Below are 17,188 nucleotides of genomic sequence, written 5' to 3'. Positions count from 1 at the left end.
CTACGGATGGGTTGGTCAGGTGGCTACCCTTCCTTGACCGCCTGCAGGGTGTAGCTCGCGGCCAGCCGCCGCGGGCGGTCGGTGAGACGCCACTCCCCATGATCGTCCTCGGTCATGTGCCCCGGGAGCGCGTTCCACGGGACGCTGTCGTGTTCGGCCAGCGCCGTCAGCCGCATACCCGCTTCGAGGAGACCGGTGATCGTCTCGGCGAGGCCGTGGTCCCAGCTGTGCGTGAGCCGGTGGCCGAAGACCGTGTCGTCGCCGGTGTAGGTGCCTTCGTCTTCCTCGACGATCGGTTCCGCGGTCTCGAAGTACGGGTAGTGGGGGCGGAGGTCGTCACCGAGGGTCATCAGCATCGGGTGTGCCTCCCTGATGAACAGGCGGCCGCCCGGTGTCAGGAGGGCGGCGACGACCTGGGCCCAGCGCGCTATGTCCGGCAGCCAGCACAGCGCGCCTATGCCGGTGTAGACGAGGTCGAACCCGCCTTCGCCGAGGACGGCGGTGGCGTCGTAGACGTCGGCTTCGTGGAAGTCGACGCTCGTGTTCGTCGCCAGCGCCAGTTTCCTGGCTTCCTCCAGTGAGGCCGGGGACAGGTCCAGGCCGGTCATCCGCGCGCCCAGTCTCGCCAGGGAGATCGTGTCCGTGCCGATGTGGCACTGCAGGTGTACGCCTCGCAGGCCGTCGATGTTCCCCAGTCGTGGCTGGTCGTAGCGCACTGTGTCGCTCAGGTGGGCGGGGTCCTCGTAACGGTCCAGCGCGTACATGGGGGATGTCGCGTGTGCCGGGGCTCGTTCGTCCCAGTTCGCCTTGTTGATCGCCAGGTAGTCCACGGGGCGGCACAGTGCCAGAGACGAGTCCGGCCAGGTACCGAATTTCCCGGAGCCGGTACTGGGCAGCGGTCCTCAGTGGCCGCGCGCTATCCACTCCTCCAGGTGCGGCGCCTCCGCGCCGATCGTCGTGTCGCCGCCGTGGCCGGTGTGGACGGTCGTCTCGGGCGGCAGTGTCAGGAGCTTGTCCCGGATGGAGTCGACGATCGTCGGGAAGTCCGAGTGGGAGCGGCCCGTCGCGCCAGGGCCACCCTGGAACAGGGTGTCGCCGGTGAAGAGCACGTTCAGCTCCGGCACGTGGAAGCACACCGCACCCGGTGCGTGGCCCGGGGTGTGCAGCACCCGCACCTCGACATCCCCCACACGCAGGATGTCGCCGTCGGACAGCGTGTCCGCGGGACGGTCCTCCTCGTGCGCCAGGCGCCACAGGACGTCGTCGGCCGGGTGCAGCAGGACCGGGGCGCCCACCCGCTCGGCGAGTGCGGGAGCGGCGTTCACGTGGTCGTCGTGGGCGTGGGTGCACGCGATCGCCAGCACCTCCCGGTCCCCCACCGCCTTCGCGATGGCTTCGGCGTCGTGGGCGGCGTCGATCACCAGCACCTGGTCGTCGTCGCCCAGGAGCCAGACGTTGTTGTCGACGTCCCAGGTGCCGCCGTCCAGGTTGAACGTGCCCGACGTGACGACCTTCTCCACCCGCACTACGCAAGCTCCGTTCGGAATCGCTGGGTCACTACGCAAGCTCCGTTCGGAATCGCTGGGTCACTACGCAAGCTCCGTTCCGGAAAACACCACCACTGACCGCAGCACATCGCCGTGGTGCATCTTCGTGAACGCGTCCTCCACCTGGTCCAGCGCGATGGTCTCGGTGACGAACGCGTCCAGGTCCAGGCGGCCCTGCTGGTACAGGTCGACCAGGTACGGGAAGTCGCGGGACGGCAGGCAGTCGCCGTACCAGCTGGACTTCAGCGAGCCGCCCCGGGAGAAGAAGTCGATCAGCGGCATGTCCAGGCGCATGTCCGGGGTCGGCACGCCGACCAGGACCACCGTGCCCGCCAGGTCGCGTGCGTAGAAGGCCTGCTTCCACGTCTCCGGGCGCCCCACCGCCTCGATCACCACGTCCGCGCCGAAGCCGTCCGTCAGTTCCCGCACCGCCTCGACCACGTCGCCCTGGCCCGCGTTGATGGTGTGGGTGGCGCCGAAACCCTTGGCCCAGGCCAGTTTCCGGTCGTCGAGATCGATCGCGATGATCTTCGTGGCGCCGGCGAGCTTCGCGCCTGCCACGGCCGCGTTGCCCACGCCGCCGCAGCCGATGACCGCGACGCTGTCGCCGCGGGTCACGCCGCCGGTGTTCACGGCCGCACCGATGCCCGCCATGATCCCGCAGCCCAGGAGGCCCACCGCGGCGGGCGACGCGGACGGGTCGACCTTCGTGCACTGGCCACTGTGGACCAGCGTCTTCTCGGCGAACGCGCCGATGCCCAGCGCGGGTGACAGCGCGGTGCCGTCGGTGAGGGTCATGGGCTGGGCGGCGTTGAACGTGGCGAAGCAGTACCACGGGCGGCCACGCAGGCACGCCCGGCAGGTCCCGCAGACCGCGCGCCAGTTCAGGATCACGAAGTCACCCGGTACGAGGTCGGTCACCCCGTCGCCGACGGCCTCGACGATCCCGGCGGCCTCGTGTCCGAGGAGGAAGGGGTACTCGTCGTTGATGCCGCCCTCGCGGTAGTGCAGGTCGGTGTGGCAGACCCCGCAGGCCTGAACCTTGACCACCGCCTCGCCAGGTCCGGGAGCCGGCACGACGATCGTCGCGATCTCGACCGGAGCACCCTTCGACCGGGCGATGACGCCCCTGACCTCCTGAGCCATGTGCCACCTTCCATGCGCGGTTCGGTATGTGTACTTCTACCAGCCCGGGCCCGGCCGTGCGGGCGTGGAATACCGTGGCGGGCACCGAATTCGCGGACAGCCGGAATTCGCGGACAGGATCCGGCCGCGACGCCTGACAGCCTGACGGCATGACCACGTTGCACACGTACTTCAGCTACGTCGACGCCGAAGCCGCCCTCACCTGGCTCGCCGAGGCGTTCGGGTTCGAGACGACCATGCGCTGGGACGACGAACACGGCGTGGCCCACGCGGAACTACGCGTTGGCGACGCGGCGATCATCGTGTTCAGCGACGACGGCCTTGGCTACGACCGGATGCACCCGAAGGCCAACGACGCCGCGGGCCACGGTACCTACCTGGCCGTCGCCGACAGCGCGGCGGTCGACGCCGTCTGGGCACGCGCTCTGGCCGTGGGGGCGGTACCGGTGTGGAAGCCGGAGAACACCGAGTGGGGCAACTACCGCTGCCGGATCCGCGACCTCGAGGGTTACGAGTGGTCCTTCGGCACCCACAAGCCGGGCGAACCGTCGGAAGACTGGTGAACTCAGAACACCGCGATGAGCACCAGGATGATCAGCACCGCGATGACGATGCCCACGACCGGTACGCCACCCGGGCGTCTGCGGTGGTGACTGCGAACCGTCGTGGAGCGGAACCACCTGCCTGGAACTCGGCGGCGATGACTGGTGACCCAAGGCATTCCTGACTCCTCCCGTCACACGTTCAGGTGAGGATGAGTACCCCGGACCGGGTGGCGCGACACCCCGTCGCGCCACCCGCGCACGGCCATTGAACCGATGACGCTGCGTGTGCGTATGACTCCGACGCTGGATTCCCCCTGCGTTGAGGAGTGATGAATGTCAGGACTCAGACGGGTAAGCCTCCTGGTCGCCACGGTTGCCACGGTCGCGGTGATGCCCGCCACGATCCTGCCTGCCACGGCCGAACCGGGCGGTGGCCGCCACGGCATGCCGCTGGACCGGTTGTCGGTCGTGACCACCGAGGTGGCGGCCGGGCTGGTGCGGCCGGTCGCGATGGCCGGCGCCGGTGACCGCGAGGGACGGCTGCTGATCGCCGAGAAACGTGGCACGGTGCGGGTCTTCCACCCGGAGGACGGGCTGGCCGCGGACCCGGTGCTGGACATCAGCGACCGGGTGAACAGCGTCGCCAACGAGCGCGGGCTGCTCGGCATCGTGCCCGCGCCGGACTTCCACCGCACGTCGACGGTCTACGTGGCCTACACGAGTCTGCCGGACGGGGCGCTGACGCTGTCCCGGGTGCCTCTCGGCGACCCGGCCAGGGAGGAGGTGCTGCTCACCCAGGACCACTCGCGGTTCAGCAACCACAACGGTGGCCAGCTGGCGTTCGGCCGGGACGGGTACCTGTACTGGAGCCTCGGGGACGGCGGCAGCGGCGGCGACCCGGACGCCAACGCGCTGAACCTGGGCACCCTGCTCGGCAAGGTCGTGCGCCTGGACGTGAGCCGCGCGTGCGGCGACCTCCCCTACTGCGTCCCGAAGAAGAACCCGTTCGTGCACACGCCAGGGGCCCGGCCGGAGATCTGGGCGTACGGCCTGCGCAACCCGTGGCGGTTCTCGTTCGACTCGCGGGACGGCTCGCTGTGGCTGGCGGACGTCGGCCAGGGCACCTTCGAGGAGGTCAACCACACGCGGAACAGCCGCGGTGGCGTCAACTTCGGGTGGTCCTGCATGGAGGGTCCCGAGGTGTTCAACGCCGAACGCTGCGAACCGGGTGCCCGGTTCACCGACCCGGTGTTCCACTACCGGACCCGCGTCGAGGGCTGCGCGGTGATCGGCGGCCACGTCTACCGCGGCAAGCAGCACGCCCGCCTCGCCTACGGCACCTACGTGGCCACCGACTACTGCTCGGGCACCGCGTGGGCGGTCCGCCAGGGCCGCGGCGGCGCCTACGAGACGGCGGCGATCGGGCAGTTCCCGCTCCAGGTCAGCTCGTTCGCGCAGGACCGGTCCGGTGAGCTGTACGTGGTCACCGACCGCGCGGGCGTGTTGTACCGCGTCGGTTTCGACCAGGTGAGCTGACGGCCGGGGCCGGCCGCGGGACACGCGGCCGGCCCCGTGCTCCAATGGAGACGTGACGGACCCGGCGGGATGGCTGACCGCGCGTCGTGCGGAGACGCTCGGGCTGGTCGACGCGCTCAGCCGCAGGCTGGACGGGATCATCGAGGCGTCCGCCTACACGACCGACGACGACGAGCACGACCCCGAAGGCGTCACCATCGCGTTCGAACGGGCCCAGACCGCCGCGCTGCTCGAGCAGGCACGGACGGAACTGCGGGACCTCGACGCCGCGACCGAGCGGCTCGCCGCCGGCACCTACGGGACCTGCCTGCGGTGCGGCGGTCCCATCGCACCGGGACGGCTCGAGGCCCTACCCGCGGCCACCACCTGCATCCGGTGCGCCGACCGCCGCCGATGACGTCGCGATGGCGGCCGAACCCCATACTGGCCGACCACGAGGTGGGCCACCCGGTCCGCGTCGCGCAGGAGGAGTTCAACGACGCCTACCGCACCCTGCTGTACCTGCTGGAGGACGCGTTCACCGGCGACCAGGCGGTCCCCGTCCGGCATCCGTGACACCCGAGCTGAGCAGCTGAATCTTCTCGGCACTGTCACAAACCGCCCGGCTGTCTTGTCCTGTCTGTCTGACAGGCTGTCGTGACAGGGGCGAGGATGGTGGCGGAGACGGTGCACGCGAACGAGACCCGTGGACTGGACGACCTCGAACAGGCGGCCGCGGTCTTCGCGGACGTGCGGCCGCGCCTGTTCGGGATCGCCTACCGGATGCTGGGCACGGTCACCGACGCCGAGGACCTGGTGCAGGAGGTCTGGGTGCGCTGGCAGACCTACGAGGACCGCGCGTCGGTGACCAGCCCGGCGGCGTTCCTGGCGACGACGACCACCCGGCTCGCCATCAACGCCACGCAGACCGCACGGGTCCGCCGCGAGACCTACATCGGCCCGTGGCTGCCCGAACCGGTCGACACCAGCGCGGACCCGCACCTGGGCGCCGAGCGGGGCGAGGCGCTGGGCTTCGCGGTGCTGCTCCTGCTGGAACGGCTGACCCCCAACGAACGCGCGGCCTACGTGCTGCGGGAGGCGTTCGACTACCCGTACTCGCAGATCGCCGACATCGTGCAGCTCAGCGAGGCCGCCGTCCGGCAGCTGGTCAGCAGGGCCCGCAAACACGTCGCCTCGGAGCGCCGCGCGCCCGTGTCCGGGGCCGAGCAGCGCAAGCTGTTGGCCACGTTCGTCTCCGCGGCCCGTTCCGGTGACCTCGCCGCGCTGGAGGAGCTGCTCGCCGCCGACGTGATCAGCTACTCCGACGGCGGCGGTGCCGTGCGGGCCTCCCGCATCCCGGTGGTGGGCGTGGACCGGGTGGCGAAGTACCACCGCGCGTTCGCGGACCGGTTCTGGGCCGGGGTCGACGTGTCGTTCGCGACCACGAACGGGCAGGCCTCGGCGCTGCTGCGCAACGACGGCACCGTGTTCGCCGTGCTCACCGTCAACGCCTCCGCGCAGGGCATCGACCAGGTGCTCTGGATGATGAACCCGGCCAAGATCACGGCCGCCGCCAGCAGGACGACCGACCGTGCCTGATGCTGGTGCCGAGTCACTGGCGGAGATGCTCGACGAACGACAGCACCTGCTCGAGATCGCGCTGTGGATGTTCGGGTCGGCGAGTACGGCCGACTGGATCGTCCAGGAGACCTACCGCCGCTGGTACACCCTCGACGACGACACGCGGTCGGCCATCCTCCTGCCGAAGGCCTGGCTGACCCGGGCCGCCGCGGACATCAGCCTGGAGCTGCTCGACATCGACCGGACCACGGCGAGCCCTCCGGCTCCCGTGCCGGCTCCGGTGCACGTGCCCTGCCCGGCGGGCGGTTCCGATCCGGCGGCACTCGCCACGCACGACCACGTCGCGCGCCGGTTCGCCGCCGCCTGCGGCACGGGCGACATCGCGGGCCTGACCGCGATCATGGCCGCCGACGCGGTGGTCGTGTGCGACGGCGGCGGGAAGGTGCGGGCGCCGGTGCGCCCGATCCGGGGCGCGACCGAGGTCGCCCGGTTCGTCGCCGCGCTGCTGTCCGGCCGCGCGGGCGACGTGCTGACCGTCGAACCCGTCAACGGCAGGACCGGCCTTGCCTTGCGCCGCGCGGGCCGGGCGGTCGCGGTGGTCAGCGTGAGCCTCGCGGACACCGAGGTCACCGCCGTGTGGATCGTCCTGAACCCCGACAAGCTGCACGGCTGGCACCGGCCGTGACCCGCGGTGGCCGGTCAGCGGTCGGTCTCGCAGTCCTCGCCGTCGCCGCGGTCGGTCGCGCCCGCCTCGGACTTGGTGCTGGGGATGAGTTCTCGCCGATCAGCGCCAGCCGAGCTCCGGCGCCACGTGCGTGAGGATGCTCTCGAGCAGGTGCGCGTTGTAGTCCACGCCGAGCTGGTTGGGCACCGTCAGGAGCAGCGTGTCGGCCTCGGCGATCGCCTCGTCCTCGGCCAGCTGCGCCACCAGCGCGTCCGGCTCCGCGGCGTAGGTGCGCCCGAAGATCGCCTTCGTGTCGGCGTCGATGTAGCCGATCTGGTCGGCGCTCTCGCCGTCACCGCCGAAGTACGCGTGGTCCAGGTCGGTGGTGAGCGCGAAGACGCTGCGCGACACCGAGACCCGCGGCTCGTGCTCCCACCCGGCCTCCGCCCACGCCTTGCGGTACGCGCGGATCTGCTCGGCCTGCTGCACGTGGAACGGTGCGCCGCCCTCGTCGTTCTTCAGCGTCGAGCTCATCAGGTGCATGCCCTGCTTGGCCGCCCACGCCGCGGTGCCGTTGGAGCCCGCGCCCCACCAGATCCGGTTCCGCAGCCCCGGCGAGTGCGGTTCGACCCGCAGCAGCCCGGGCGGGTTCGCGAACATCGGCCGCGGGTTGGGCTGGGCGAACCCCTTGCCCTCCAGCACCTTCAGCACGACCTCGGCGTGCTTGCGGGCCATGTCGGCGTCGGTGTCGCCCTCGTTCGGCTGGTAGCCGAAGTAGCGCCACCCGTCGATCACCTGCTCCGGTGAGCCGCGGGAGATGCCGAGCTGGAGCCTGCCGCCCGCGATGAGGTCCGCCGCACCCGCGTCCTCGACCATGTACATCGGGTTCTCGTACCGCATGTCGATCACGCCGGTGCCGATCTCGATGCGCTGGGTCTTCGCGCCGATCGCCGCCAGCAGCGGGAACGGCGAGGCCAGCTGCGCGAAGTGGTGCACCCGGAACCAGGCGCCGTCCGCACCCAGCTCCTCGGCCGCCACGGCCAGGTCGACGGCCTGCAGCAACGCGTCGGCCGCCGTCCGCGTCTGCGAGTGCTGGCTGTCCGACCAGTGTCCGAACGAGAGGAATCCGATGTTCTTCACGACATTGTCCAACGCACCACCCAGCTGATTGATTCCTCAACTACAGCCCTGGAGTTGCCTATTGAAAATCGATAGATTTCAAGTGATACTCGATGCATGATGGTGGATGTGCTCGTCGTCGGCGCCGGGCTCGCCGGGCTGCACACGGCGCGGCTGCTCGCGTTGCAGGGCTTCGACGTCCTCGTGTGCGAGCGCCGCAGCCGTCTCGACGTCGGCATCCGGACCACCGGCATCTTCGTGCGGCGGACGCTCGAGGACTTCGCGTTGCCGGAGCACCACCTCGGGCCCGCGGTGCGGCGAGTGCTGCTCTACCCGCCGTCGCTGCGGAAGCCGGTCGAGCTGGTCAGCGCTCGCGACGAGTTCCGGGTCGCCGACATGGCGGGCATCTACGCGCACGCGCTGGCCGCGGCCAGGCAGGCCGGGGCGCGGATCCGCCTGGGGGTCCCGTATCCGGTGGAGGGGGTCACGGCGCGGTTCACCATCGGCGCCGACGGCGCCCGGTCGACGGTCGCACGCAGGCTCGGACTCGACGTGAACCGACGGCTGATCATCGGCGTCGAGGAGGTGTACCCGGTCGGCGCGGGCACGCCGACGTTCCACTGCGTGCTCGACCCGCGGCTCGCACCCGGGTACCTCGCCTGGCTCGTCGACGACGGGGCGCACGCCCACCTCGGCCTGGCCGGGCGGCCCGACCGGCTCACCGCGCCGCTCCCCCGGCTGCTGCGGTCCTTCCGCGACGGGTTCCCTCCGGTGCCGGCACCCGAGGGCCCGGTGCGCCGCCGCGGCGGGCCGATCCCCGTCGGCGGTGTGCTGCGCCGGATCGCGTGCGCCGAGGGCCTCCTCGTCGGCGACGCGTCGGGCGCGGTGTCCCCGCTGACCGCGGGCGGCCTCGACCCGTGCCTGCGCCTGTCACAGCTGGCGGCGGCCGTCACCGGCGACTACCTGCGCACCGGTGACACCTCGGTGCTGCGGCACTACGACGGCACGGCACTGCGCGCACGGTTCCGAGGTCGGCTCCTGCTGCGCGATGCCCTGTCCCGCATGGGAAACCCGGCCACGGTGGAGCTGGCGTTCCGCCTGTTGCGCACCCGCCCCGGCCGGGCGGCGGCGTCCCGTCTGCTGTTCGGGGACGGCTCGTTCCCCGACACCGTGGCGGCTCAGGCCCTGACGCGCAGGATCCGCCAGGAGAAGTAGACGCAGACCGCGATCGCGGGGGTGCCCACCAGGGTGGCGGTGATGCCGAGAGCGACCACCTGCCCTGCGAGGTAGAACGGCGTCATCACCAGCGGCGCGAGCGTGAACTTCGTCAGGAACACGCCCGTGCACGCCTGGTACCGCCGCCGCTTGGCGCGGTCCTGCCGCCAGCCGAGCCGTTCACCGCGGGCCGCGCCGACCAGTAGGCCGATGAACGGCCACCGCACCAGCATGGAAACGGCCAGCACGACCGCCGCACCGACGTTGCGGACGATGTCGGTGAGGTAGAAGTTGATGCCCTGGCCGGTGCCCCCGGCCAGCAACGCCGAGATCCCCACCATCACGAGCGCGGCCAGCGCCTGCCAGTACTTCCGGTCGGCCCACACCCGCACCACCACGAACACGACCACCGCCCCGACCGCCGCGAGCGCGGAGAACCACACCTGCCCGGTCAGCAGGTAGGCGATGAGGAACACGACTCGCGACGCGAAGATCTCCGCGACCGTGCGCCACCCTCCCATGGCCCCGAACAAGGACTGCGACCGCTGCGTCAGCACACGGGCCTTCATGGGATCGCCCCCATCGACGGACAGCCCATCCGCTTCGGTCGTACACCATGTGCGCCGCAACGGAAAGAGCCACCCGGCCCAGCCGACCCGATCGCCGCCGCGTGGGCAGGCGGCCGCGGAACTCAGACCTCCCGGGGCGTGGCCTCGTGCCCGGGTTCACCGACCGTGCGGCGCCTGCGTTTCAGGTCGGCCTCGTAGACGTGGGCCACGCCGTGGGTGAGGTCGCGGACCTCGCGCTCCAGGCCGCGGAAGGGCGTGTAGTACGTGTCCTCGTAGTCCTCGATGACCTGGAACGTCCACCGTCCCGGTAGGACGTTGCGGCCGAGCAGTTCGCGTTTCAGGCGCTCGGCGAGGTCGTGGTGACCGGCCTCGCCCAGCAGCGTGATCGCCCGTTCCAGCTTGAAGTCCGCCGAACCGGTGAGCTGGTGGAACGCGAAGAGGTGGCCCCTGGCCACCTCCACGGTCTCGAGGGCCTCGGTCATCGCGCCCACCGCCTCGACCGTGGCGTCGTCCAGTCGGTCGCGCCAGTCGCCACCCTCGAGGCGGGGGTCGTCCGTCGTGTGTGTCATGGGCGTGGGGGTACCCGCGATCACGCGTTTCAGGCCAGGTCACAGGACCGAGGCACGGTGACCGCTCGCGTCGTCCGTCCTGAGTGGTCCGCATACCGGGGAGCTCGCCGGGTAACCGGCACCGTGCAGACCTTCCTCCCCCACGCCGACTTCCACGACACCGCGGTGGTGCTCGACCAGCGGCGGCTCGGCAAACAGCGCGTCGAGACCATCCAGGTCCTGCGTGCGCTGACCGTGGCGGGCTACGGCTGGCGGCACCACCCGGCCGCGGCCATGTGGGCGGGCTACGAAGAGGCGCTCGTGCGCTATGGGCTGGAGATCTGCGCGGTCTGGTGCGCGACGGGCAGGCAGGACACCTGCCAGGTGACGCTGCGCCAGGACCTGCACCGGGCGACGGGCGTGGACGTCGTGCGCACCCAGCAGGACCTGGCGGGCGCGGGCGAACTTCCGCCCTGGCTCGGTGACACGGAGTTCCACCTCAGCCACCGGTCCGCTCTGGTCCGCAAGGACCCAGCCCACTACCGGCACTTCTTCCCGGACATCCCCGACGACCTGCCCTACGTGTGGCCCGGGTCGGACCGCCCGCGCCGGGAGCCTGCCATCGGGCGCCGGTGAGGCGGCCGGTCCGACGGTGCGGGGCGGGTGCGCCGGGGTTGCGTAGTCCTACCGATGCGCAGGGCGGCGCCGGGTCGTCACAGTCGTGGGTATGGCTGACATCGACCACCAGAGGCATCCGGGCATGGCGCCCGCCGGGTTCGGGGTGACGTTCGGGCTGCTGCTCGTCGTGGTGCTCGCCTACCAGACCGGCGCACTGGCCGGCGCGGGCTGGGCAGGCGGCGAGTACGCGAACACCTTCGTCGGCATCGCGCTCGCCTCGGTCGTCGTCGGCACCGTGATGGTGGCGTCGGGCAAGCACTCGCGGTGGCGGCGGTTCGGCGTCGGCGTGCTGGTGGGCGGCGGCCTGGGGATCGCGTTCGTCCTGGTCGCGTTCGCCGTGGTCCTGTACGCGCTGTCGACGCTGAGCGTCTGACCGGCTGTTCAGTCGGGCGGCTCCACGGGCTCACCTTCTTCGGCGGCCCGTTCCGGCGAGTCGCCGGGCGCCACGCCTTCGTCCCCGAGATCGGGTGCCGTGTCCGGCGCCTCCTGCCCCGGGTCGGCGGCGACTTCCTCACGTGGTTCCTCGTGCGGTTCCATCGGGCTCGTGGTCATGGGCGCCGGGTACCCCGCGACGACGGTTCGATGCGCCGTCAGCCTGCCGTCCAGGGGCGCAGTTTCTCCGGGTTGAGCACCGCCCAGATGTTCCTGATCCGATCGTCGGCCACGTCGAACGCGAGTACCGCCACCGTGGCGCCGTCGTGCCGGATCGCCAGGCCCGGCTGACCGTTGACCGTGCGTTCGAGGAGCGTCATGCCCGCCAGCCCCGGCGAGAGGTCCGCGAAGTACCGCGCGACCGTCTCGGCGCCGTTGACCGGTCGCGGCGACGCGGTCACGAGGCCCCCACCGTCGCCGGTGGCGGTGGCGTCGGGGTCGAGCACGCTGATGAGCGCGGCGATGTCGCCCGCCTGCCACGCCCGTTTGAACTTGCTGACGACGTCGGCGCGCTGGGGTGCTGGTGTCGCGGGTGCCGCCGAGTCCCGGATGCGTCGGCGCGCCGACGACGCGAGCTGGCGGCAGGCAGCCGGGGTGCGGCCGACGATCTCGGCCACCTCGGCGAAGGAGTAGCGGAACACGTCGTGGAGGACGAACGCGACCCGTTCGGCCGGGGTCATCGACTCGAGCACGACCAGGAAGGCCATGTTGACCGACTCGTCGAGGGTGATCCGGTCGGCCGGATCGATGTCGGCGGGCCGCGTGCTGCCCCACTCCGTGCGCTCGGGCACCGGTTCCGGGATCCACTGCCCCACGTACCGTTCCCGCCTGGCGCGGGCCGAGCGGAGCACGTCGAGGCAGATGCGGCCGGCGACGGTCGTCAACCAGGCCCCTGGCGACTCGACGGCCTCCTGCCGCGGCCGCGGCATCGCGTACCAGCGGGCGTAGGTCTCCTGGACGACGTCCTCCGCGTCGGCCAGGGAACCGAGCAGCCGGTACGCGAGGTTGATCAGCTGACGCCGCTCGCTCATGATCGCGCTCAGACCCGGGTCGGGCTCTGCCGGTGTGGTCATGGTGCCGCCACCCCCTTCCCCTGGTCCGACGAGACAGGCCCCGCGGATGTGAGGCCGGCGCGTCACCTCACACTACGGCGGGCCGCGTCGTCGGACCGGGCATGAACGTCACTCTGTGGATCATCGCCGGGGTACTGGCCGCCCTCTTCCTGGCCAGCGGCATCGGGAAACTCGCCCAGTCCAAGGAGAAGCTGGTCGCCTCGGCCATGGGCGCCGCGCTCGCCGGCTTCAGCCCCGCCGCCATCAAGGCCATCGGCACCCTCGAGGTCCTCGGCGCCGTGGGCCTCGTCCTCCCCGCCGCACTCGACATCACCCCGGTCCTCGTCCCACTGGCCGCGGTCGGCGTCGTGCTGCTGATGCTCGGCGCGATCGTCACGCACACCCGCCGCCACGAAGCCCAGGCGGTCACGATGAACGTCGTCCTGCTCGCACTCGCGGCCGTCGTGGCGTGGGGGCGATTCGGCCCGTTCGCCGCCTAGGACAGGGATCCTCGTCGCCGGGACCGGTGACCTCGGTGGGGTTGGTCACAAGGCGCTGCCCGCGGTTCTGGACGGGTGCAGTGTGGGTGGGACGCGTGTTCCGGGGTCGGTGGAATTCCGAACCGGCGGTACAGCCCGCGACCCGTCCGCACCCGCGGATGGTTGACCCGGTGGGATTCCGGGGCCGACGGTCAGAGTCCGGATGGGAGGAGCACGCGGGCTGAGAGGTTCTCATGCACACGTTGCTGGACAACGGAATTCCCTTCCTGGGCCAGACCATGTCCTACGCCGAGCTGATCGGCCAGGTCTTCGCGATCGCGGTGGTGTTCCTCGCCCGCGCGCGCACGCTGTGGACGTGGCCGGTGCAGCTGGTGTCGGTGGCACTCCTGTTCGGCGTCTACGCCTCGGCACAGCTCGGCGGGCTGGCCGTGCGCCAGGTGATCGTGGGCCTGATCGCGGTGTACGGCTGGTGGGCGTGGGCGCGGCGGCGTGACCCCGTCCTCGGGGTCCCGGTGCGGACCGGCACCACCCGCGAACGGCTCGCCGCCGTGGCCGGTTTCGTCGTGGGCACCGTGGTGTTCGCGCTGGCGCTGGACGCGTTCGACGCGTCGTGGGCGCCGTGGCCGGACGCCGCGATCTTCGTCGGCACCGCCCTCGCGTTCCTGCTGCAGAGCCTGGGCCTGGTCGAGTTCTGGGTCGTGTGGCTGGTCGTGGACGCGATCGGGGTGCCGTTGCAGATCTCGTCGCACCTGTACTTCAGCGCACTGGTCTACGTGGTGTTCGGCGCGCTGGTGCTCAACGGGCTGTGGACCTGGTACCGGGCGGCGGCTCAGCCCGGCGTCACGACCGCGCGCCAGGCGTCGATGACGAGCACCGGGCGCATCCCCACCGACTCGTAGAGACGCAGCGCCGGGGTGACGTTGTCGGTGTCCACGTGCAGCAGCGTGCCGGCCAGGCCCGCGGCGGCGTCGGTGGCGAAGGCGTGGCGGAGCAGGAACGAGGCGATGCCACGCCCCCGCGCCGCCGCGACCACCCCGACTTCGGCGACGCACCCGCACCGCTCGTCGGCGGCGAACCGGTCGTCGCACTCGAGCACGCCAACGGGTCTGCCGTCGAGCTCCGCCACCCACAGCTGCGACCACGCGAACACCGGCCGCCGCTCGTGGTGCTCGAGCCACTCGTCGTAGGGCTGGTCGGCGAACCCGAAGTGGTCCGTGAACGCGCTCATCAGCACGTGGTGCGCGGAGCGCCGAAGCCCGTCGTCGTCCCCTGCCACCCGGAGCACCACACCGTCGGGCGGTGCGGGCGCCGGCACCTCGGCGGTGTGGTCGGCCCGCATGCGGTGGTAGGTCGTGGCGAGGCGGAACCCGTTCTCGGTCAACGTGTTCCGCAGCGGCACGTCGTCGCGGTAGCACCCGTGGTCGACGGTGATGGCTCCGTGGCCGTCGGCGCCAGCCCGCACCTGATCGAGCGCCCACCAGAACAGCCACCGCCGGACGACGTCGTCCCGCGCGACGACGTCGACGTTCACCATGCCGCCGTCACCCTTGCGGTGCACGAACGCGTTCCCGACGAGCCGCCCGCCCGCGTCGAGGACGAACCGCCCGTCCCGCGCGGGCTCGAACCCGGGCTCGGTCAGCTCGTCCCGCGCGTCGTCGAAGCTGTAGTCGGCGGACCCGGTGACGGCGAGCGTGTAGTCGCGGACGAGCACGTGCAGGGCCCGCGCGTCCGCCAGGTCGTCACCGACCCGCGGCGCCCTGGCTACATACCCGGCAGGAAGCTCCACGCCGCCATGGTGCGCGCCGCACCACGGCACTGTCGACCGAATTCACCGGCCGCCGGATCCGCACGACAGAGCCGATTCCGGGCACGGACGGGTTCGGCCGCTGCTCCAGCCGGGTGGCAATGCGCGCGAAGCGGTTCCTTCTGCCACCGGGAGTAGGAGGCTGGCCGGGTTGCCACCGACGACGGGCCGCGCCCGTCGCCGGGCGATGAACCGTGTCCCAGGAGTGTCGACGATGACCACTTCACCCCAGCACGTGTCGTTCCAGACCACCGACTACGACCAGGCAGGCGAATACCTGACCAGGGTCTACGGCACGAACATGCACATGACCGGCGGCCGGGTCGGGTACTCGTTCCGCTTCACGCAGCTGACCATGTCGACGTTCTCCGTCGGCACCGCGGCGCAGACCGACGAGATGGCGATCACCGTGGAGAGTCCGCCGAGCCTGTTCATCGTGCGGCCGCACGGGACGATCATGGACTACCGGTCGAACCACGTCGAACACAAGGTCGGGGCCGGGGAGCTGTTCATCGCGTCGGCGAGCGACGTCGGCCTGCCGTACCGGGTGGAGTGGGTCGACGGCGTCATCGAGGCCACGGCGCTGCCGTTCGACCTGCTGCGGCAGGTCGCGGCCACCGACGACACGGTCCACGACCAACCGGTCCGGTTCACCGACCTGCGCCCGTACAACCGCGCGGCCACCCGCCACCTCGCCGCGACGATCGACTACCTCATCGACGCGCTGCGCGACCGGCCGGAGATCATGGCCGAGCCGCTCGTGGCGAGCGCGTCCGGCCAGCAGCTGTGCGCGGCGGTCCTGTCCGCCTTCCCCAACACGGCCCGGTTCGACCCGACCATCGAGGACCGGCACGACTCCCACCCCCGCACGTTGCGCAGGGCCATCGCGTACATCGACGACCACGCCAACGAGGAGATCAGCGTCGCCGACATCGCCGCGGCCGCGAACGTCACGATCCGCGCGCTGCAACACGCCTTCCGGCGGCACCGCGACACCACACCCATGGGCTACGTCCGGCAGGTCCGGTTGCGGCAGGCCCACCGGGAACTGCTGGCCACGGACCCGACCTCCGGGGTGACGGTCACGCAGGTCGCCGCGCGGTGGGGCTTCTTCCACCCGGGCCGCTTCGCCCGCTACTACCGTGAAGCGCATGGCAACTCGCCCTACCAGACCCTGCTCCGGGACGCGCCCTGAAGCGGGCTCCTGGCGGTGTGAAGGGGGACGACGCCAGGAGCCCGCCTCCTGGGGCGGCGACAGGGTCCAGGTCACCGGATTCCAGTGGGGCACCCACCGATTCTCCCCGCCTGCCCGCCTCCGGACAGCACACCAGACGACATTCCCCACCCAGCACAGGCGCGAAAGGGGCCGGAAAACGAAACGATGTTCAGACCCGCGCGACGTCCGCCTGGGGTGCCGCGGCCGGGGCCGCCTTGCGTGCGAACCAGAAGGCGGCGAGCCCGGCGGGAACGAACATCAACGTGCCGTACACGGCAGCCGGGATGACCATCTCCAGGCTGTCGAACACCGACGCGGCGACGGTCATCGCCAGTACCGCGTTGTGCACACCGATCTCCATGGCGGAGGCGATCGACTGCTCCCGGTTCACCCCGGCCAGCCGCGGCGCCCAGTAGCCGACGGTGAAGCTGAGGACGGTGAGGGCGAGCGCCACCCCACCGATCGTGCCCATGTTCGAGAAGATCGTCTCGCGGTTCTGCACGACGGTCCCGACCAGCATGACCACCAGCACGACCACCGACGTCTTCTTGACCGGTCCCCGCATCCGCCGCGCGAATTCGGGAAACACCCGGTTGATCCACATCCCGACCGCGACCGGCACCAGCACCACCGCGAACACCTGGACCAACTTGTCCGGCTGCAGCCCGATGTTCGCGTCGTCGGCCAGGAAGTGGTTCATCGACAGCCCGACGACGACCGGCAACGTCACCACCGCCAGCACCGAGTTGATCGCGGTCAGGGTGACGTTCAAGGCGACATCACCACGCGCGAGGTGGCTGAAGAGGTTGGCCATGGTCCCGCCCGGCGAGGCGACGAGGATCATCATGCCCACCGCGAACACCGGTGGCACGTCGGCGATCTCGACCAGGCCGAAGCACAACAGCGGCAAGACGACGAGCTGGCACCCCAGTGACACGACCACCGCTTTGGGCGCGGTCACGACACGCGCGAAGTCGGCGGTGGTCAGTGCCAGCCCGAGCCCCAGCATGACGACGCCGAGCGTGGCCGGCAGGAGCACGGTGAGAATCGGTCCCAT

The 17,188-nt window shown here is 71.1% G+C and carries 23 protein-coding genes and 1 riboswitch; of the genes, 12 read left to right on the top strand and 11 right to left on the bottom strand.

Annotated elements, in window-relative coordinates:
* Positions 1–23: 23 nt before the first annotated feature.
* The 3 genes from FHR82_RS26945 to FHR82_RS26935 all read right to left on the bottom strand — a co-directional run bounded on the left by FHR82_RS26945 (position 24) and on the right by FHR82_RS26935 (position 2,693).
* On the bottom strand, positions 24–830 hold the full coding sequence (locus FHR82_RS26945; RefSeq protein ID WP_311771296.1) for a class I SAM-dependent methyltransferase: 807 nt from the start codon (positions 828–830) through the stop codon (positions 24–26).
* 72 nt (positions 831–902) lie between these two features.
* A complete protein-coding gene (locus FHR82_RS26940) occupies positions 903–1,526 on the bottom strand; it encodes an MBL fold metallo-hydrolase (protein WP_184813254.1) in 624 nt (207 codons plus the stop codon).
* Positions 1,527–1,589: 63 nt separating this feature from the next.
* Positions 1,590–2,693, bottom strand: a complete 1,104-nt coding sequence (locus FHR82_RS26935; RefSeq protein ID WP_184813253.1) for an S-(hydroxymethyl)mycothiol dehydrogenase — start codon at positions 2,691–2,693, stop codon at positions 1,590–1,592.
* 149 nt (positions 2,694–2,842) lie between these two features.
* Between FHR82_RS26935 and FHR82_RS26930 the strand changes: the two genes are divergently transcribed.
* Positions 2,843–3,256, top strand: coding sequence for a VOC family protein (locus tag FHR82_RS26930; protein WP_184813252.1), 414 nt, complete (start codon positions 2,843–2,845; stop codon positions 3,254–3,256).
* Between the two features lie 2 nt (positions 3,257–3,258).
* On the opposite strand, the gene FHR82_RS26925 is transcribed toward FHR82_RS26930, so the two are convergent.
* On the bottom strand, positions 3,259–3,414 hold the full coding sequence (locus tag FHR82_RS26925) for a hypothetical protein (protein WP_184813251.1): 156 nt from the start codon (positions 3,412–3,414) through the stop codon (positions 3,259–3,261).
* A gap of 157 nt (positions 3,415–3,571) precedes the next feature.
* Here FHR82_RS26925 and FHR82_RS26920 point away from each other — a divergent pair, with 157 nt between their 5' ends.
* The 5 genes from FHR82_RS26920 (at position 3,572) to FHR82_RS45290 (ending at position 7,019) form a co-directional block, all read left to right on the top strand.
* Positions 3,572–4,774: a PQQ-dependent sugar dehydrogenase gene (locus FHR82_RS26920; protein WP_184813250.1), complete on the top strand. Its 1,203-nt coding sequence runs from the start codon at positions 3,572–3,574 to the stop codon at positions 4,772–4,774.
* A 52-nt stretch (positions 4,775–4,826) separates the two neighbouring features.
* Complete coding sequence (locus tag FHR82_RS26915; protein WP_184813249.1) at positions 4,827–5,171, top strand: TraR/DksA family transcriptional regulator; 345 nt, start codon at positions 4,827–4,829, stop codon at positions 5,169–5,171.
* Positions 5,168–5,329, top strand: a complete 162-nt coding sequence (locus tag FHR82_RS26910) for a hypothetical protein (RefSeq protein ID WP_184813248.1) — start codon at positions 5,168–5,170, stop codon at positions 5,327–5,329. The genes FHR82_RS26915 and FHR82_RS26910 overlap by 4 nt, the downstream gene beginning before the upstream one ends.
* Positions 5,330–5,425: 96 nt before the next feature.
* Positions 5,426–6,352 (top strand): RNA polymerase sigma-70 factor, encoded by a 927-nt coding sequence (locus FHR82_RS26905; protein WP_184813247.1) that lies wholly within the window; start codon positions 5,426–5,428, stop codon positions 6,350–6,352.
* Positions 6,345–7,019 carry a sigma-70 family RNA polymerase sigma factor family protein gene (locus FHR82_RS45290; protein ID WP_221464250.1) on the top strand — a complete coding sequence of 225 codons (675 nt, stop codon included), beginning with the start codon at positions 6,345–6,347 and terminating at the stop codon, positions 7,017–7,019. The genes FHR82_RS26905 and FHR82_RS45290 overlap by 8 nt, the downstream gene beginning before the upstream one ends.
* A gap of 99 nt (positions 7,020–7,118) precedes the next feature.
* On the opposite strand, the gene FHR82_RS26895 is transcribed toward FHR82_RS45290, so the two are convergent.
* Complete coding sequence (locus FHR82_RS26895; RefSeq protein WP_184813246.1) at positions 7,119–8,138, bottom strand: LLM class flavin-dependent oxidoreductase; 1,020 nt, start codon at positions 8,136–8,138, stop codon at positions 7,119–7,121.
* Positions 8,139–8,234: 96 nt separating this feature from the next.
* Here FHR82_RS26895 and FHR82_RS26890 point away from each other — a divergent pair, with 96 nt between their 5' ends.
* Positions 8,235–9,332: an FAD-dependent oxidoreductase gene (locus FHR82_RS26890; protein ID WP_184813245.1), complete on the top strand. Its 1,098-nt coding sequence runs from the start codon at positions 8,235–8,237 to the stop codon at positions 9,330–9,332.
* On the opposite strand, the gene FHR82_RS26885 is transcribed toward FHR82_RS26890, so the two are convergent.
* Both FHR82_RS26885 and FHR82_RS26880 read right to left on the bottom strand, forming a co-directional pair.
* A complete protein-coding gene (locus FHR82_RS26885; protein WP_184813244.1) occupies positions 9,296–9,901 on the bottom strand; it encodes a DUF3159 domain-containing protein in 606 nt (201 codons plus the stop codon). The genes FHR82_RS26890 and FHR82_RS26885 overlap by 37 nt on opposite strands.
* A gap of 122 nt (positions 9,902–10,023) precedes the next feature.
* Entirely contained in the window at positions 10,024–10,470 is a 447-nt protein-coding gene (locus FHR82_RS26880; protein ID WP_184813243.1) for a hypothetical protein, read from the bottom strand.
* Between the two features lie 123 nt (positions 10,471–10,593).
* Between FHR82_RS26880 and FHR82_RS26875 the strand changes: the two genes are divergently transcribed.
* Together FHR82_RS26875 and FHR82_RS26870 are read left to right on the top strand one after the other, a co-directional pair.
* Positions 10,594–11,085, top strand: coding sequence for an MSMEG_6728 family protein (locus tag FHR82_RS26875; protein WP_184813242.1), 492 nt, complete (start codon positions 10,594–10,596; stop codon positions 11,083–11,085).
* 91 nt (positions 11,086–11,176) lie between these two features.
* The gene (locus tag FHR82_RS26870; RefSeq protein WP_184813241.1) at positions 11,177–11,500 is read left to right on the top strand and encodes a hypothetical protein; all 324 of its coding nucleotides are present in this window, start codon (positions 11,177–11,179) and stop codon (positions 11,498–11,500) included.
* Positions 11,501–11,508: 8 nt separating this feature from the next.
* On the opposite strand, the gene FHR82_RS26865 is transcribed toward FHR82_RS26870, so the two are convergent.
* The gene (locus tag FHR82_RS26865; RefSeq protein ID WP_184813240.1) at positions 11,509–11,679 is read right to left on the bottom strand and encodes a hypothetical protein; all 171 of its coding nucleotides are present in this window, start codon (positions 11,677–11,679) and stop codon (positions 11,509–11,511) included.
* A gap of 38 nt (positions 11,680–11,717) precedes the next feature.
* Positions 11,718–12,632, bottom strand: a complete 915-nt coding sequence (gene sigJ / locus FHR82_RS26860) for an RNA polymerase sigma factor SigJ (protein ID WP_184813239.1) — start codon at positions 12,630–12,632, stop codon at positions 11,718–11,720.
* A 101-nt stretch (positions 12,633–12,733) separates the two neighbouring features.
* Here sigJ and FHR82_RS26855 point away from each other — a divergent pair, with 101 nt between their 5' ends.
* Positions 12,734–13,111: a DoxX family protein gene (locus FHR82_RS26855; RefSeq protein ID WP_184813238.1), complete on the top strand. Its 378-nt coding sequence runs from the start codon at positions 12,734–12,736 to the stop codon at positions 13,109–13,111.
* 92 nt (positions 13,112–13,203) lie between these two features.
* A riboswitch (FMN riboswitch) is annotated at positions 13,204–13,329 on the top strand.
* A 15-nt stretch (positions 13,330–13,344) separates the two neighbouring features.
* The gene (locus tag FHR82_RS26850) at positions 13,345–14,010 is read left to right on the top strand and encodes a nicotinamide mononucleotide transporter family protein (RefSeq protein WP_184813237.1); all 666 of its coding nucleotides are present in this window, start codon (positions 13,345–13,347) and stop codon (positions 14,008–14,010) included.
* Here FHR82_RS26850 and FHR82_RS47630 read toward each other — a convergent pair.
* Positions 13,941–14,897, bottom strand: a complete 957-nt coding sequence (locus FHR82_RS47630; RefSeq protein ID WP_184813236.1) for a GNAT family N-acetyltransferase — start codon at positions 14,895–14,897, stop codon at positions 13,941–13,943. The genes FHR82_RS26850 and FHR82_RS47630 overlap by 70 nt on opposite strands.
* 232 nt (positions 14,898–15,129) lie before the next feature.
* On the opposite strand from FHR82_RS47630, the gene FHR82_RS26840 reads away from it, so the two are divergent.
* A complete protein-coding gene (locus FHR82_RS26840) occupies positions 15,130–16,110 on the top strand; it encodes a helix-turn-helix transcriptional regulator (protein WP_184813235.1) in 981 nt (326 codons plus the stop codon).
* Positions 16,111–16,300: 190 nt separating this feature from the next.
* Here the strand turns inward: FHR82_RS26840 and FHR82_RS26835 are convergent, their stop codons facing one another.
* Positions 16,301–17,188, bottom strand: coding sequence for a bile acid:sodium symporter family protein (locus FHR82_RS26835; protein ID WP_184813234.1), 888 nt, complete (start codon positions 17,186–17,188; stop codon positions 16,301–16,303).

Source organism: Actinophytocola algeriensis, assembly GCF_014203735.1.
Lineage (GTDB): Bacteria > Actinomycetota > Actinomycetes > Mycobacteriales > Pseudonocardiaceae > Actinophytocola > Actinophytocola algeriensis.
The sequence above is the reverse complement of the archived record's forward strand: the minus strand, read 5'-3'. Positions and strand labels throughout refer to the sequence as shown.